Source organism: Pseudoalteromonas sp. LC2018020214 (genome assembly GCF_016598755.1).
GTDB classification, from domain to species: domain Bacteria; phylum Pseudomonadota; class Gammaproteobacteria; order Enterobacterales; family Alteromonadaceae; genus Pseudoalteromonas; species Pseudoalteromonas distincta.
In genome coordinates this window covers 3,092,542-3,107,897 of the sequence record NZ_CP066804.1, presented here as the reverse complement: position 1 = coordinate 3,107,897, position 15,356 = coordinate 3,092,542, and the positions used below count along the sequence as shown (strand labels likewise).

13 protein-coding genes are annotated in these 15,356 nt (G+C 39.7%); 8 read left to right on the top strand and 5 right to left on the bottom strand.

All coding sequences use genetic code 11. The annotated features are described in order from the left end of the window. The first annotated feature begins 3 nt into the window (after positions 1-3). From parC to JG479_RS13820, 4 genes are all read left to right on the top strand, one after another. On the top strand, positions 4-2,298 hold the full coding sequence (gene parC / locus JG479_RS13835) for a DNA topoisomerase IV subunit A (RefSeq protein ID WP_002961963.1): 2,295 nt from the start codon (positions 4-6) through the stop codon (positions 2,296-2,298). A 162-nt stretch (positions 2,299-2,460) separates the two neighbouring features. Next, complete coding sequence (locus JG479_RS13830) at positions 2,461-3,174, top strand: 1-acylglycerol-3-phosphate O-acyltransferase (RefSeq protein WP_149603218.1); 714 nt, start codon at positions 2,461-2,463, stop codon at positions 3,172-3,174. After that, the gene (rraB, locus tag JG479_RS13825; protein WP_002961968.1) at positions 3,174-3,509 is read left to right on the top strand and encodes a ribonuclease E inhibitor RraB; all 336 of its coding nucleotides are present in this window, start codon (positions 3,174-3,176) and stop codon (positions 3,507-3,509) included. Before JG479_RS13830 ends, rraB begins: the two co-directional genes overlap by 1 nt. A gap of 1,104 nt (positions 3,510-4,613) precedes the next feature. Beyond that, positions 4,614-5,801: a polysaccharide lyase family 7 protein gene (locus tag JG479_RS13820; RefSeq protein WP_200219512.1), complete on the top strand. Its 1,188-nt coding sequence runs from the start codon at positions 4,614-4,616 to the stop codon at positions 5,799-5,801. Between the two features lie 283 nt (positions 5,802-6,084). Here JG479_RS13820 and JG479_RS13815 read toward each other — a convergent pair whose 3' ends face one another. Beyond that, the gene (locus JG479_RS13815) at positions 6,085-7,056 is read right to left on the bottom strand and encodes a zinc transporter ZntB (RefSeq protein WP_200219511.1); all 972 of its coding nucleotides are present in this window, start codon (positions 7,054-7,056) and stop codon (positions 6,085-6,087) included. Positions 7,057-7,343: 287 nt separating this feature from the next. Between JG479_RS13815 and JG479_RS13810 the strand changes: the two genes are divergently transcribed. From JG479_RS13810 to JG479_RS13800, 3 genes are read left to right on the top strand one after another with little or no spacing between them, the layout of a single operon-like run. Beyond that, entirely contained in the window at positions 7,344-7,778 is a 435-nt protein-coding gene (locus JG479_RS13810; protein ID WP_002961974.1) for an ATP-dependent zinc protease family protein, read from the top strand. A gap of 2 nt (positions 7,779-7,780) precedes the next feature. Beyond that, positions 7,781-8,686, top strand: coding sequence for a 30S ribosomal protein S6--L-glutamate ligase (gene rimK, locus JG479_RS13805; RefSeq protein ID WP_002961977.1), 906 nt, complete (start codon positions 7,781-7,783; stop codon positions 8,684-8,686). Beyond that, positions 8,673-9,731, top strand: a complete 1,059-nt coding sequence (locus JG479_RS13800) for a succinylglutamate desuccinylase/aspartoacylase family protein (RefSeq protein WP_002961978.1) — start codon at positions 8,673-8,675, stop codon at positions 9,729-9,731. Before rimK ends, JG479_RS13800 begins: the two co-directional genes overlap by 14 nt. Positions 9,732-10,088: 357 nt before the next feature. Here JG479_RS13800 and JG479_RS13795 read toward each other — a convergent pair whose 3' ends face one another. The 4 genes from JG479_RS13795 to recQ all read right to left on the bottom strand — a co-directional run bounded on the left by JG479_RS13795 (position 10,089) and on the right by recQ (position 14,720). Further along, on the bottom strand, positions 10,089-10,661 hold the full coding sequence (locus JG479_RS13795) for a mechanosensitive ion channel domain-containing protein (RefSeq protein WP_200219510.1): 573 nt from the start codon (positions 10,659-10,661) through the stop codon (positions 10,089-10,091). Positions 10,662-10,725: 64 nt separating this feature from the next. Then, on the bottom strand, positions 10,726-12,435 hold the full coding sequence (locus tag JG479_RS13790; RefSeq protein ID WP_165724270.1) for a BamA/TamA family outer membrane protein: 1,710 nt from the start codon (positions 12,433-12,435) through the stop codon (positions 10,726-10,728). A 169-nt stretch (positions 12,436-12,604) separates the two neighbouring features. Then, positions 12,605-12,889: a DUF3630 family protein gene (locus JG479_RS13785; RefSeq protein WP_002961372.1), complete on the bottom strand. Its 285-nt coding sequence runs from the start codon at positions 12,887-12,889 to the stop codon at positions 12,605-12,607. Between the two features lie 7 nt (positions 12,890-12,896). Beyond that, on the bottom strand, positions 12,897-14,720 hold the full coding sequence (gene recQ, locus JG479_RS13780) for a DNA helicase RecQ (RefSeq protein ID WP_024603604.1): 1,824 nt from the start codon (positions 14,718-14,720) through the stop codon (positions 12,897-12,899). A 133-nt stretch (positions 14,721-14,853) separates the two neighbouring features. On the opposite strand from recQ, the gene JG479_RS13775 reads away from it, so the two are divergent. Beyond that, positions 14,854-15,309 carry a thioesterase family protein gene (locus tag JG479_RS13775; RefSeq protein ID WP_002961375.1) on the top strand — a complete coding sequence of 152 codons (456 nt, stop codon included), beginning with the start codon at positions 14,854-14,856 and terminating at the stop codon, positions 15,307-15,309. The last annotated feature ends 47 nt before the right edge of the window (positions 15,310-15,356 follow it).

Below are 15,356 nucleotides of genomic sequence, written 5' to 3'. Positions count from 1 at the left end.
TTAATGAGTGATACAGATACCTTGCTAATGCAAGGAATTGAGCAACAAACAATGGGGCGTTTTACCGAAGACGCCTATTTAAATTATTCCATGTACGTGATCATGGACCGTGCCCTACCGCATGTAGGTGATGGCTTAAAACCAGTGCAGCGTCGTATTATTTATGCGATGAGCGAACTGGGCTTGTCGGCTAACGCTAAGTACAAAAAATCAGCCCGTACAGTGGGTGACGTACTTGGTAAGTACCATCCACACGGCGACAGTGCCTGTTACGAAGCTATGGTATTAATGGCGCAGCCGTTTTCTTATCGCTATCCTTTGGTAGATGGACAAGGAAACTGGGGGGCGGCAGATGACCCTAAATCGTTTGCAGCAATGCGTTATACCGAAGCGCGTTTATCTAAGTTTTCAGAAGTACTGCTTAAAGAGCTTGGCCAAGGCACTGTTGATTGGACGCCAAACTTTGATGGCACCATGGATGAACCTGTAGTATTGCCTTCTCGTTTACCGCATATTTTACTCAATGGTATAACGGGTATCGCCGTAGGTATGGCAACAGATATTCCGCCACATAACGTACGTGAAGTGGCTAGCGCATGTTGTTTATTACTTGATAAACCAAAAACAGAGCTTGAAGAATTACTTGAGCTTGTACATGCACCAGATTACCCAACAGATGCTGAAATAATTACCCCAAAAGCCGATATTCATAAAATATATAAAACCGGTCGTGGGTCAATCAAAATGCGTGCGGTTTACACCGAAGAGCATGGCGATATTGTTATTACAGCGCTGCCGCATCAATGTTCAGGTGGTAAAGTACTTGAGCAAATTGCAGCGCAAATGAACGCTAAAAAATTACCTATGATTGCTGATTTACGTGACGAGTCAGATCACGAAAATCCAACGCGCATTGTAATTATTCCGCGCTCAAACCGCATTAAAGCTGAGCCATTAATGGCGCACTTATTTGCAACCACCGATCTTGAAAAAAATTACCGCGTAAACTTAAACATGCTAGGCCTAGATGGTCGCCCGCAAGTTAAAGACTTGCGCTGTATTTTAAGTGAGTGGCTAACATTTAGACGCGAAACAGTGCGTCGTCGTTTACAGTATCGTTTAGATAAAGTATTAGCACGTTTGCATATTTTAGAAGGTTTATTAGCCGCCTTTTTAAATATCGATGAAGTGATTGAAATCATTCGCAGCGAAGACAAACCAAAGCCTGTATTAATGGAGCGCTTTGATTTAACTGATACCCAAGCAGAAGCTATTTTAGAATTAAAACTTCGTCATTTAGCAAAACTTGAAGAGTTTAAAATTCGCGGTGAGCAAGATGAACTAGCCAAAGAGCGTGATAAATTAGCGCAAATTTTGGGCTCAGAACGTCGTATGTCGACACTGCTTAAAAAAGAAATTCAAGAAGCCGCTGAAATGTACGGTGACGATCGTCGCTCGCCAGTGATTGAGCGCTCAGAAGCGAAAGCACTTAACGAAAAAGATTTAATTCCATCAGAGTCAGTCACTGTTGTGCTATCTGATAAAGGCTGGGCACGCGTTGGTAAAGGCCACGACTTAGATGTACAAGGCTTAAATTACCGTTCAGGTGATGGCTTTAGAGCCTCGGCTCGGGGTAAGAGCAATCAACCTGCTGTATTTTTAGATTCAGCAGGGCGGGCATTTGCAACCGATGCGCACAGTCTGCCTTCGGCGCGTAGCCAAGGGGAACCAATGACAGGTCGTTTTAACTTAACACCAGGTGCTAATTTTGAGCACGTGGTAATGAGTGAAGACGAGCAAGTATTGCTTATGGCGTCAGATGCAGGTTACGGCTTTATTACCGACTTTAAAGATTTAGTGAGTAAAAATAAAAATGGTAAAGCGCTGGTAAGTGTTCCTAAGGGGGGAATATTACTTTCTCCTATTAGGGTGAACGATGTTGCTAGTGATTACTGTATGGCTATTTCTAACGAAGGTCGCATGCTTTTATTCCCGCTACGTGACTTACCAAAACTTAGCAAAGGTAAAGGGAATAAGATTATTTCTATTCCTGGAGCTAAAGTACAAGCCCGTGAAGAGTTTGTAAAAGTGCTTGCTGTTGTGCCACAAGGAAGCAGTGTTACGCTTCATGCTGGTAAGCGTAAACTAACGCTTAAACCATCTGATTTAGAGCATTATCATGGTGAGCGAGGGCGTAGGGGTAATAAACTACCGCGCGGCTTACAGCGTGTTGACGAAGCCGTTGTTGAGCTAACCCCACAAGATGATGAACCAATAGAAGCCATTAACGAAGAGTAACCAATTACTTTTTTGTATAAATAAAAACGGTCTGCATTTGCAGGCCGTTTTTGTTTTAAAATAAAGAGCTTGCATATTTCAGCGTACACTTGTGCGCTATTGACTCGTTTGTGTCACAAAATAACGCTATAATAATCATAATTGATCTTTGGAGAAACTCATTTGCTAGCTGTTATACGCGTTTTTATTATGCTGATGTTTATATTATTCAGTTGTATTTTTGGTTTATTACTTTCGATTGTAAGACCATTTCACCCTAATAATGTACATATTATAGCGGGCTGGTTTGGCTCAATGGCTAAAATGATTGGCGTTAAATTAGTTTTAACACGTCATAAAGATGCAATTGATGCAGGCCCTGCAGTTTATGTTGCTAATCATCAAAATAGCTACGACTTATTTACAGTGCCTGCAATGGTGCCTAAAAACTGCGTAAGTTTGGGGAAAAAGAGCTTAAAGTGGATCCCATTTTTCGGTCAGCTTTATTGGTTGTCGGGTAATATATTAATAGACAGATCGAATCGCTCTAAAGCAGCGGGAACTATCTCCAAAGCAGCCGAAAAAATTAAAAATAATGGCTTATCTGTATGGATGTTTCCAGAAGGCACACGAAGCTATGGAAGAGGGTTGCTACCGTTCAAAACAGGTGCTTTTCACACCGCAATGAGCGCAGATGTACCCATAATTCCGGTATGTATGAATACAACACATAAAACCATTAAGCTAAATCGTTGGGATAATGGTACAATTTACATCGAAATGTTAGCGCCTATACCGCTTGATAAAGAAATTAGCGCGCGTGAGCATGCTAAAAGCGTGCATAGCATTATGGCTGCTAAAATAACTGAATTAGATGCTCAAGTGAGAGAAAAATAATGGAAAACTGGCGTGAAATAAGTGAAGACATCGTAAGTTCACTACTTGAAGATGGATCAGATCCTGAAATACTTTATGAAGTAGAACACCATTTTGTGTGTGAAGACTTCCCTAAACTAGAGCAAGCTGCATTGGCTGCTTTTAAATTAGGCTACGATGTTGAAGAGCCAGCAGAGCTTGAACTTGAAGATGGCAGTAAAATTTGGAGCTTTGACATTGTAGTTGAAGCTGAGCTAGACGTAGACGTTATTATGGAAGACGTTGATAAGCTAGCGCAACTAGCCGTTGAGTGCGATGTTGAATACGACGGTTGGGGCACTTACTTTCAAGAGTAATTAGCTGACTGTTATATAAACAGGCGATCATTGCAAAGTGCTCGTCTTTTTTAATGCCTATAAAAGCGTGCTAGCAAACATGCGCTGCCCTTTAGATAATCTCTAAAGGCGATTAACTCTTTGTTGCCTAAATCGATGTGGTAAGGGGCGTGAACAGGACGCGGAAGCTTTGCTCTGTTTTTACTTACTTTTCACATAAAGGTAAGCCAGTCGCATAACGTAGGAATTGCTACCTGGCTGGCTAGGTTATAAACCTCGCGCCGCGATTTAACAGCCCCTAGATTAAACTAATTTCAACCCACAAAAAAACACGCCGAGTTCTGCTAAAAAATCTAATATGAGCTAAATTAAATTAAATTAACCATCTAGGTATTTTTAATACTTTATTTAAAACTTATTGGTATTTTTTGTATAAATATCATTAATAAATTATCTACAAAAAAGAATTCCTCCCACTGAGCTCAAATACCTCTTAAGTTCTTTAAGCTAGCTTTCACTAATATTTAATTTTTAAATTCTTATTTCAAATGCATCTTGTACTGCCATGCTTAAATTTTATTTATACAAATAGTACGAGGTAATTGGTTAACCAATGTTATTTTAGTGCATTAAACTGAACGTAAGCTTTACTACGTAAAATAAAAACTAATAAATTTTATTATTACAAAAGTATGATTTTTTGGTTGTTTAATAAATTACCAATCAAATTGTTAAAATTAATGATTTTTTATTATTTTATATTTTGTTCCTCATCTGGGTTTTCTTTTTTATTTGATATTTTTTATTTTACTTGTTGATTTTAAATGCTTTAATTTATTTTTAATTCGGTTAATCTAAATAGAATTAATACTTATTGCTTATTAAATAAATTGTTGCAAATTTATTACAAGCAATATAACTTATGTCTCAGCCCAGCTGGCTGTCATTATTGGTAATAATTATTTGTAGACCAAATTTGGTTTTTTAATTGTTTTATTGTTACCAATTTCACATAAAAACATAAATTAAAACCTGCTTACAGGCGGTGATCTAGGCTTGAGTGAAATACTCATTTAAAGCCATGTAGTAAGATTTTTCATGTACAGGTTTGGAGAAATAAAGATAATGATTAACCAAAAATCCCTATTTATGCTTGCAGCCATGACTGCAAGCTCAAGTTTTGTACAAGCGGCGACGATCAATAATGCTGGGTTTGAAGATGGTTGGAGTAACTGGAATGAAACAGAACCTGCAGCTATCTCAGGTAGTGCTTATAAGGGCTCTAAATCATTAAAAATTCAAGGTAGCCCAGGGCGTGTTTACCAGAATGTAGATGTAGATCGAAATACTCAGTACACGTTAAGTGCGTATGTACTTGGTAAGGGTCAAATCGGCATTAACGATCTTAATGGTTTGTTTAAAAATGAGAAATTTAACGTTTCTTCATGGACAAAAGTATCTAGAACTTTCACCACAGCAAATACAGGTACGCTACAAGTATTTGCCAAGCACGATAAGAGCTCAAACGATGTTCGTTTTGATAACTTTTCGTTAACTAAGGGGAGTTCTTCTGGCGGCGGAGACACAGGTGGTGGTGATACTGGCGGTGGCGACACTGGTAGTGGCTCTGGTATAGCAAGCAACATCACCAACGGTAGTATTTTTGACCTTGAAGGTAACAATCCTCATCCATTAGTAAATAGCAATACTTTAGAGTTTGTTCCTCTAGAAGCGCGTCATATCACTCCAAACGGTAATGGCTGGCGTCATGAATATAAAGTAAAAGAAAGTGCTCGTGCTGCAATGACCGAAACCTATGAGGTTTTTGAGGCAACTGTAAAAGTGGAAATGTCTGATGGTGGTAAAACGATTATTTCTCAACACCATGCTAGCGATACAGGTACGATTTCAAAAGTATATGTTTCAGATACTGATGAATCAGGTTTTGATGATAGCGTAGCGGGTAATGGAATTTTTGATGTGTATGTTCGCCTGCGTAACACCAATGGTAAAGAAGAAAAACATGCACTAGGTACTATCAGAAGTGGTGGTTCATTTAATCTAAAAGTAGTAAATAATTACGGTGATGTAGATGTAACTGCACTAGGTACTACTTTTGGTATTCCGGTAGAAGATGATTCAGAGTCTTACTTCAAGTTTGGTAATTATCTTCAATCACAAGACCCATATACACTAGATGAGTGTGGCGAGTCAGGTAACTCAGATTCATTTAAAGAGTGCTTTAAAGATTTAGGTATTACTAAGGCTAAAGTAACAATGACTGACGTTAGTTACACGCGTAGAACTAATTAATTATTTAGTAGTCGAGAGGGCCACCCAGTTTAAAGCTGAGTGGCTTTTTTTATTTTTTAACGGGATAAACTTAATTTATACCATTGGCTTAATTAAGTGATCTATTTTGAGGTAAGAAAACCGTATCGACAACAAGGCGAAAATTCGTTATTTAGTTGTTATCACTAATTGCTCCTGCATTGCTCTACCTCCTGCATCCATGCAGTCGTATATCAGAAATTTTTAACGTAGTTAGCGTCAGATTTAATCCCTCAAATTAATTAAGTATTATTGCGGATTGGCACTATAACCATTTTTTATTTTTAAAATACACACCAATCCCGCCAGTAAGCACAATTAAAAATATGACAAAAGCACTAAACGCATAAGGGCTCTCTGTGCCTGGAATGCCTCCTACGTTTACACCTAAAAGCCCCGTTAAAAAGCCCAGTGGTAAAAAAAGTGCTGCCACTACAGACATAACATACATTCGCTGGTTTAACTGCTCAGAAACTTGGTTAGTGATTGTTTGCTGAATAATTTGCGCACGCTCAATCGAACTATCTAGCTCTTCAAGATAACGAATTAATAAGTTGGTGGTTTCATTAAGTTTTGCTTTATCGTCATCTAATAACCATAGGTAGTGGTTATTTACCATTGAACTAAGGGCTTCTTTTTGCGGTTTTAAATAACGTTTTAAGGCAATAGTTTGGCGTCGCAACTGTGATAAACCTTGGTTGTCAAACTTTTTACTTGGTTCATCTATTTCTTCTTCAAACTCGTCGAGTGTTTCATCTAGTGAGTCAATAACGCTTTGCATACGTGAGGTTAATTTTTGTGTAATAGAGCACACTAATTCAGAAATATTGCATGGGCCTTTATTTTCATTTAAACAGGCGAGCGTATCTTGCACCGATAATAAACGGCGCTTACGGGTAGTAATAAGAATGTCTTCGCTAATAAATAAACGAATTGAAACCATGTCTTCAGGGCTTTGTGCTGGATTTAAATTTACACCACGTAAAAATAACATATGCCCGTTAGTTGTAGCCGTAATACGTGGGCGTGTTTCGTCAGCAATTAAAGACTCTAGTTCGTAATCGTTTAAATGAGACTGTGCCTTGAGCCACTCAACTGCCTCACTTTGGCTATAATCCATGTGCACCCAAAGTTTACCTTGGCTTGGTTGCCAGCTATTTAGCTCATTAGTGCTTCCAATAGGACGAGCGCCGCCTTGTCCATCAAGTACAAGTGCATGTAGTAAACCATTAATCATAATTAGTTCTCATAATAGTGTATTTTTAATACTGTTAACTATAGTGTATCTACTTAGTTGCTTACAGGCTTACCTTTACTTTTAATAAGTTAAGCTTAAATAGCAAAATATATGCAGAGCCTCTGTGTTGAGCAAAGTGGCATTAAAGTACGGCTTAGCAAGGCGTGCATTGTGTGACCAGTTGCTTAAAAAGATCAATTTAATTTACTAATCGACTAGATAAATTTATTTCGTTGGTGTTTTTTGACCTGTAGCGTATAAGTCACTTTTTTATTAAGGGCACATTTATGACAGCAAAGATCACAGTTGGTTGGCGTGAGTGGTTAAGTTTACCTGAGCTTGGTATTAACGAGATAAAAGCAAAAATTGATACTGGCGCTCGCACTTCATGTATTCATGCAATTAACATTGAAGAATACGAAGTTGACTCAGAAAAATGGGTTAAATTTACGGCCCAACCACTGCAAGATGATGAACAAACGCAAGTCACTTGCAATGCAAAAGTTAAAAAAATGAAGTACGTAACCAGCTCAAGTGGGCAAAAAGAGCTACGCTACTTTATAGAAACTACATTACATGCAGGCGAGCATAGCTGGCCTATCGAGCTTACTTTAACAAGCCGTGCAACAATGAAGTTTAGAATGTTATTAGGGCGTACAGCCATGGAAAATCGTATAGTCGTTGACCCGGCTTTATCTCAACTATTAGGTCGTAAGGTTTAACTATGAAAATCGGTATTTTATCTCGTAACAGAAAGCTATATTCAACACGTCGCTTAATTGAGGCAGCAGAAGCACGCGGCCACGAAGTTAAAGTGATTGATGCATTGCGTTGTTATATGAATATCAACTCTGAGCAACCAGAAATTCACTATCGCGGTGAAAACTTAAAAGAATTTGACGCAATTGTCCCGCGTATTGGTGCATCGGTTACATTTTATGGCTGTTCGGTACTTCGTCAGTTTGAAATGATGGGCGTTTATCCTGTAAACGAATCAGTCGCTATTTCTCGTTCGCGCGATAAATTACGTTCACTTCAGTTACTTTCGCGCAAAGGCGTTGGTATGCCAGTAACAGGTTTTGCCAGCAAACCCGATGACGTAAAAGACTTACTAGAAATGGTAGGCGGTGCACCTGTTGTAATTAAATTACTTGAAGGCACACAAGGCATTGGTGTTGTACTTGCTGAAACACGCAAAGCAGCTGAAAGTGTTATTGAAGCGTTTATGGGCTTAAAAGCCAATATTATGGTTCAAGAATATATTAAAGAAGCGGGTGGGGCAGACATACGTTGTTTTGTACTAGGCGACAAAGTAATCGCAGCAATGAAGCGCCAAGCACAAGAAGGTGAGTTCCGCTCCAACCTTCACCGTGGTGGTAGCGCTACATTAGTTCGCATTACTCCAGAGGAACGTAAAACGGCAGTAGCAGCGGCTAAATCAATGGGCTTAAATGTAGCGGGAGTTGATTTACTTCGCTCATCTCGAGGGCCACTTGTGATGGAAGTTAACTCATCACCGGGTTTAGAGGGCATTGAAATAGCAACAGGTAAAGATATTGCAGGTATGGTGATTGATTTCATCGAAAAAAATGCCTCAAGTAAAGGAACAGCAACACGTGGCAAAGGTTAAAATTAACCGTCCTTTTTCCTTATTAGGAGAAAATGTAGGCGTAGGCGAGCGTAAAACGCTTGCCTTAGAAGCTGCTAAGCTTTACACCCATTCACCACTTAACATTCCTATTGAAGTGGTTAATGGTGTAATGGAAGGCCCAGTGCTTATGGTGTGTGCGGCTATTCATGGTGATGAGCTAAATGGTGTAGAAGTTGTGCGTCAGTTACTTGCTAAAATAGATCCAAGCCAACTGCGCGGAACAATAATCGCTGTGCCTATTGTGAATGTGTTTGGCTTTATTCACAAATCGCGTTATTTACCAGATAGACGCGATATGAATCGCAGTTTCCCAGGTTCTGAACGTGGTTCATTAGCTGGGCGTATGGCTTATATGTTTTTTAATCAAGTGGCAGTACATTGTACTCACATTATTGATTTGCATACTGGCGCTATTCATCGTACTAATTTACCGCAAATTCGCGCTAATTTAGAAGATGAAGCAACCGCTGAAATGGCTAAAGCATTTGGTACGCCGGCGGTTATAAATGCATCCCTTCGTAATGGTTCATTACGCAGTGAAGCCGCAAACTTAGGTATACCTGTTATTACTTATGAAGCAGGCGAAGCGCTACGCTTTGACCCTATCGCTATTGCGGCAGGTGTGCAGGGCGTTGATTATGTTATGCGCCATTTAAAAATGATCCGTGGCAAGCGCCCTAAAAAGTTACCAGATCCTATTATTGCAGGTTCGACTAGTTGGATACGTGCAGAGGTTGATGGCATTGTGCGTGCACAAGTATCACTAGGGGAGCATGTAACTAAAGGGCAAGTGCTTGCATATATAAGTAGCCCTCTAGGGGATTCTGAGCTTGAGCTTTTAGCGCCTAAAGGCGGTATTGTTATTGGTCAGCAGACGATGCCATTGGTAAATGAAGGTGATGCGGTATTCCACCTTGCTTACTTTGCAAATGACAATAGTTTAGTAGAGCAGCAACTAGAGAACTTTATTGATGAGATAAATGATTTAGATGACGAGCTTAAAACAGCAGAACTAAATAACTAATAGCTAGGGCGTGTTTAACTTTGCGGATTGAAATTTGTTCAATCCAAGGAAGATTAAATCGCGGCGCGAGGTTTGTAACCTAGTGGGCTAAGTAAAAACCGAGTAACAAAGAGTTTATCGCCCCTAGGCAGAACCCGAAGGGCAGCGCATGTTTGTGGCATTTATGCTGCGTTATCGCCTATTTATGGGGAGTAACCTCACTTCATAGGCTCTGCCTTGCCTAAAAACTAAATATACTGCTGCAAATTCAACCATCAAAGATCAACACGCCCTAGTCTTAATTTTGGCTAGTTAAGCATTAAAAAGCCGCAGTAGGTATTTTGACTACTGCGGCTTTTTTGTGAATATGATTTTTTACTATGTTTTTTTAGGACCAATAATACGCTTTATAACAGGGGTTTTAGTTGGCTTTGGTTCTTTATCCAAAACCATGACAGGACGGGTCACAAATAAATTGTTAGGGTAAATTACACGGTGCCCATCAATATGTTCAAGTACTACATTCATTAAGCCCATTTCAACAATGCGCCCTTCAACATGATTCGCACCATCAATAATTCGTACCCAATAACCAACGCGGCAATCGTTTTGAATAAACATCAGTAAAAATGCGGTGAGGTTACTCAATAATGACCAGGCGGCAAAAAGTGCTACCCCTAACATGGCAAATAAAGAAGAGCCTAAAACCAATAAACCACGCAGCTCTATACCCCAAAATACTAAAACCAAACACAGTACTACAAAGGCGAGTATAATTTTTAGTAAAAGCTCTGCACGGTATTTTCGGTGTAAATCTACTTTGCCTTTAATCGCTTTTTCGAGTAGTTTTTTGGTTATTTTTAATAGAAGAGGGAAAACCAAAATAGCGATTATAGTTACAACTAACTTATATTGTGATGCAAACAATTCTAAAACTTCTATTATTTCCACATTAGGTCCTGAGCTTTCATAACAATTTAATGCAATTGGTATTAGTTTAACGTGTTTGTATTATTTAAAAAGTGTTTTTAACGCTTACTAGCCACTGGACTGAGTCTACATCATCGTAGCTATCAACTGGGGCGGCAATATCAATGTGGATCATGGTTCCTGAGTTTGCGCGACTCGGTGCCAAACGCAGACCAACGCCTACATTTTTCAATACATGTGCATTTTCACCGTTATCTTCATCGTTAAACCATGCTCTGCCTACATCTACAAAAGCTGCGCCACCCACTTTAAATAGTTGCAGTAAATCGTACTCCCAGTAATAGCGCTTTTCTAAATTAACTAAAAAGCTGCGGTCGCCATGTTGATAATCCATAGGGTAACCACGCAGGCCTGTTTCGCCACCTAAAGTAAGCTGTTGATCCGCAGTCAGGTTTTTGGCGTATTGCACGCGGGCTTTAACATACCAAGATTGGTCTTCACTGGTATTTAAATAATATTGTACTTGGCTGGTGGCCATAAAGTTTTCGAGTTTTTTCTGTTCTTTATTCCAATAGCCATCAATATCAGCACTAAAACGCCATAAGGTATTATCGTTAGTAAAGTGGGCTTTTTTAAAGTTAAAAGAATACACCGCGCGGCTGTCGTCATTACTTAATGACTCATCTGAATAGCCAATTAAGCTTTTAATATTCCAACCTAAATTTAAATCCTCAGTGCGAGATATACTGTCAAAATTGCGCACCTTTATGTAGTTATCTTCAAACCAATGGCCGCTTATAAAGGGGTAACTTAAACTTCTGTCATCGGCAAGTGGTGCAAATGTAGTGTCTATAGCTTCAAAGGTATGTTGCTCATCGGTATAACCTAACGTTAAGCGTTGGGTCCAATTATTATTAAGCGCTTTAGAGTGTCCTATAAATACACGGTTTAAATCGGTAGTTTGATCAAATTCGCTAAACTCTTCGCCGCGTTTATATAGTGACTCTTCGCGCTGCTCAGAATAGCTTAAAATACCGTAACTAAAGGGGGTGTCAATTGCGTAAAATGGATAGGTTAGCTCAAGCAAATGGCGCTTGCCGTCGCTGTTATCGGCGTATTCTAAACGGCCTCGGTAGCGAGTAGATAAAATATTCGGATCGTCGTAAACAAATAAGTAACCGCTGCGATCGCTGTCAGTGGTGCGCGAAAAAGAAAGGCGCTTACCCCACCCAAGCAGGTTAGATTCTCTAAAACCTATACTCGATTTGTTTTCTCCACCGCTTCGACTAAAGTTCACTTCAGGTAAAAGTGTCCATAAATCACGGGTAACCACTTCTACATTAACGTCGCCGTCGCAGTTTTCGGTAGCACTAATTTGTGCATCATATAAGTAGCTTTCTTTACGAAGTAAACGCTCAGATTCTGCGAGCTTTTTAGCGTCGTACTTGTCACCTGGGGAGAATAATAAAAGGTTATTAATGACATCGGGCTCTGTTTGAATGTGAGCGCGATTAGCAAAACGGAATAAAGCATTATTTTCCTCTTCAAGCTCAGTATTAAATACATTAAGTTGCTTGAGCTTTATTGAGGCTATTTTAGCGTTACTATTACTGTGCGTGAGGGTTGTTTTGTCTTGAACTTCTCGGCGTAGGTTTTTATTTGTGCTTAAATCTGTCTGTTCTACAAGGCAGTTATCAGTTTTCATTGAAGATTGTTGTGCGAACGTATTAGGCACATAAAAGCTTAAAACCGTTAAACTAATACAACATTGTGCTATCCATTTCTTGCTCACCATTAAACCTCTTACTGCTACGTAGCAAATGACTATCGTAATATCAGCTTACATCATTGTTATTATAATGTAAGTAAAAGGTATGGATTTTGAAATTAATTAATTGTTACTCATATTCACTTTTGTTAATAGCCAGCTGGTTTGCAGCGACCTATGCACTAGGCATTAAAAGCTAGCTTAAATAAAATGCTAAAGCGGCGAGTAAGTGTTCAGCTTCATGACCTTCGGCATTAATCCAGATGCTTTGGCTGTAATGCTCATAGTTTAAATTAAAGGTTTGATGATTATAGGTAAAGCGAACTTGATGGCGATCGGCGCCTGCAGAGTACTCATTGAGTGTTACTTCGTCTGAGTGTAAAAATAATGTACTCCACAGCTCAAAGTCTTCATCGTTTGGTAGCTCAATGGGATTAATCAAAATACATTTGTGTGTATGGTCATATTCTATTTGGGTCATAATGCTCTTAATTAGTAGCTAGGTAATGTCGAATTGCCGTTAAAAATTCGCCGCCGTACTTATTTAACTTAGTAAAACCAACACCTGAGACCTTTAAAAATTCACTGTCGTTTGTTGGCATAAGCTGCGCCATTTCGGCTAACGTTTTATCATTAAATACTACATAAGGTGGCACATCGTCGGCATCAGCAAGTTCTTTACGAAGTGCGCGCAGGCGAGCAAAGAGTTTTTTGTCGTAATTAAATTGCGCTAACTTATCTTGATAAACGTGTTTGGCTTGCAGGCGTGGCTCGGCTAATTGCAGTGCGTATTCACCTTTTAAAATTACACGCGCGGCTTCTGTTAATCTAAGTGACGCACCTTGTGTTATATCTTGGCTAAGTAAGCCTTGATGAATAAGTTGGCGTAAAATACTGAGCCAAAACTCACTGCTTTTATCTTTACCTATGCCGTAGGTACTTAACTCATGATGATTATTATCGCGGATGCGGCTCGTGTTTGCACCGCGAAGTAATTCAACAATATAACCAAGTCCAAAACGTTGTCCCGCTCTGTACACACACGAAAGTGCTTGCTGGGCGACTAACGTACCATCAAAGCTTTTTGGCGGATTTAAGCAAATATCGCAGTTGCCACAAGGTTCGCGTTGATATTCACTAAAGTAGTTAAGTAATATTTGACGACGACATGTTTGCGCTTCGGCAAAGCTTGCCATTGCGTTAAAGCGTTGTTCTTCTACGCGGCGGCGTTGCTCGTCGTCTATGTCTTCAAAAAAGCGCCTTACGCGACCTATATCAGCTGGGTCAAAATACATTATAGCTTCTGCGGCAAGTCCATCTCGCCCAGCTCGACCTGTTTCTTGATAGTACGACTCTATACTTTTTGGAATATCGTAATGCAGTACAAAACGCACATTAGGCTTGTTTATGCCCATGCCAAAAGCAACGGTTGCGACCACTATCTGTATATCGTCACGGGCAAACCCGGTTTGTACAAATTGTCGTTGCTCGTTACTCATACCAGCATGATAAGCGGCAGCGTTTAGTCCTGCATCTGCAAGCTTTTCAGCAATGTCGTCTACGCGTTTACGGCTGGTGCAATAAATAATACCGCTTTGGCTTTTTTGCTCCTTTAGGTAGCGAAGCAATTGCACCATAGGTTTAAATTTTTCTTCTATGGTGTAACGAATATTGGGGCGATCAAAGCTGCCAGTATGAATATAAGGCTGTTGTAGTTTTAATTGCTCAACTATATCAAACCGTGTGGCTTTATCGGCGGTGGCGGTTAATGCCATCATTGGGACATGTGCAAAACGTTGCTTTAATTCGTTTAAGCGAAAGTAGTGAGGTCTAAAGTCATGACCCCAATGCGACACACAGTGCGCTTCGTCAATAGCAAATAAACTCACATTTAAATGTGATAAACGCTCTAAAAATTCGCGTTGTAATACTTTTTCAGGCGCCACATATAAGAGCTTAATTTGCCCCTGATGAAGCTGTTGATACACCAATTGCTGTTCTTCTCGTGCTAAGCTGTTATTGACGTAAGCGGCTTTTACCCCAAGAGCTTGCAGTTGCGTTACCTGATCTTGCATTAGCGATATAAGCGGAGATATAACAATGGTTACGCCTTCGAGTACTAAAGCAGGGATTTGGTAGCACACCGATTTTCCGCCGCCAGTAGGAAGCAATACAAGCGAATCTTGGCCGTTAATAGCGGCATCAATAACTGCTTTTTGACCGTCGCGAAATTCACTGTAGCCAAACACTTGTTTGAGGACAGTTTCGGGTTTACGCACAAGGGTGCTCGAAGGTGGAGTTGATGTATTCATTGGCGGGTATTTTAGTGGTTTTTTAGTGAGATGTCTTTAGCTGAGTTACTTGATAAATTATTTAAGTGGAGTCTCGTAGTTTTACACTATGTATGTTTTACTCATCTTACCTGTTTTGACATAGAGAATAATAATGAATAAAGAAATGTTAATTGAACAAGTGGGCGCGTTATTTGTAAATGGCATGCCGTTTAACCAGTTTTTAAAAATATCGGTTGAGTCGTTAAGCCCTGAACAGGCCAAAATTACGTTCCCGTGGCAGGATGTACTCATTGGTAATCCTGCGCAAAAAATACTCCATGGTGGTGTTATTTCAGCCGTACTTGATAATGTAGGCGGTATGCTCGCTGCAGCAAGTGTAATTGATAAACTCACCGATTTAGATATCACAAGTGTGCAAACAAAATTAGCCACGCTTGGGACTATCGACTTACGTACTGATTATTTGCGCCCTGGTAAAGGAGAGAGCTTTACTGCCAGCGCAACACTTATTCGTTCAGGTAATAAAGTATGTGTATGCAGAATGGAATTACATAACGAACAGTCTGTTCAAATTGCTTTTGGAACCGGCACGTATTTAGTTGGATAAAACGCGTATGGCAAGTAAACTAGCGGCCTTTTAAATCACTAAGTGTT

Excerpts from the sequence above, each read along its gene's own strand:
- JG479_RS13775 (WP_002961375.1), top strand. The coding sequence starts at position 14,854 with ATGAATAAAGAAATGTTAATTGAACAAGTGGGCGCGTTATTTGTAAAT.
- JG479_RS13790 (WP_165724270.1), bottom strand. The coding sequence starts at position 12,435 with ATGGTGAGCAAGAAATGGATAGCACAATGTTGTATTAGTTTAACGGTT.
- rimK (WP_002961977.1), top strand. The coding sequence starts at position 7,781 with ATGAAAATCGGTATTTTATCTCGTAACAGAAAGCTATATTCAACACGT.
- JG479_RS13815 (WP_200219511.1), bottom strand. The coding sequence starts at position 7,056 with ATGATTAATGGTTTACTACATGCACTTGTACTTGATGGACAAGGCGGC.
- parC (WP_002961963.1), top strand. The coding sequence starts at position 4 with ATGAGTGATACAGATACCTTGCTAATGCAAGGAATTGAGCAACAAACA.
- JG479_RS13785 (WP_002961372.1), bottom strand. The coding sequence starts at position 12,889 with ATGACCCAAATAGAATATGACCATACACACAAATGTATTTTGATTAAT.
- recQ (WP_024603604.1), bottom strand. The coding sequence starts at position 14,720 with ATGAATACATCAACTCCACCTTCGAGCACCCTTGTGCGTAAACCCGAA.
- JG479_RS13820 (WP_200219512.1), top strand. The coding sequence starts at position 4,614 with ATGATTAACCAAAAATCCCTATTTATGCTTGCAGCCATGACTGCAAGC.
- rraB (WP_002961968.1), top strand. The coding sequence starts at position 3,174 with ATGGAAAACTGGCGTGAAATAAGTGAAGACATCGTAAGTTCACTACTT.
- JG479_RS13810 (WP_002961974.1), top strand. The coding sequence starts at position 7,344 with ATGACAGCAAAGATCACAGTTGGTTGGCGTGAGTGGTTAAGTTTACCT.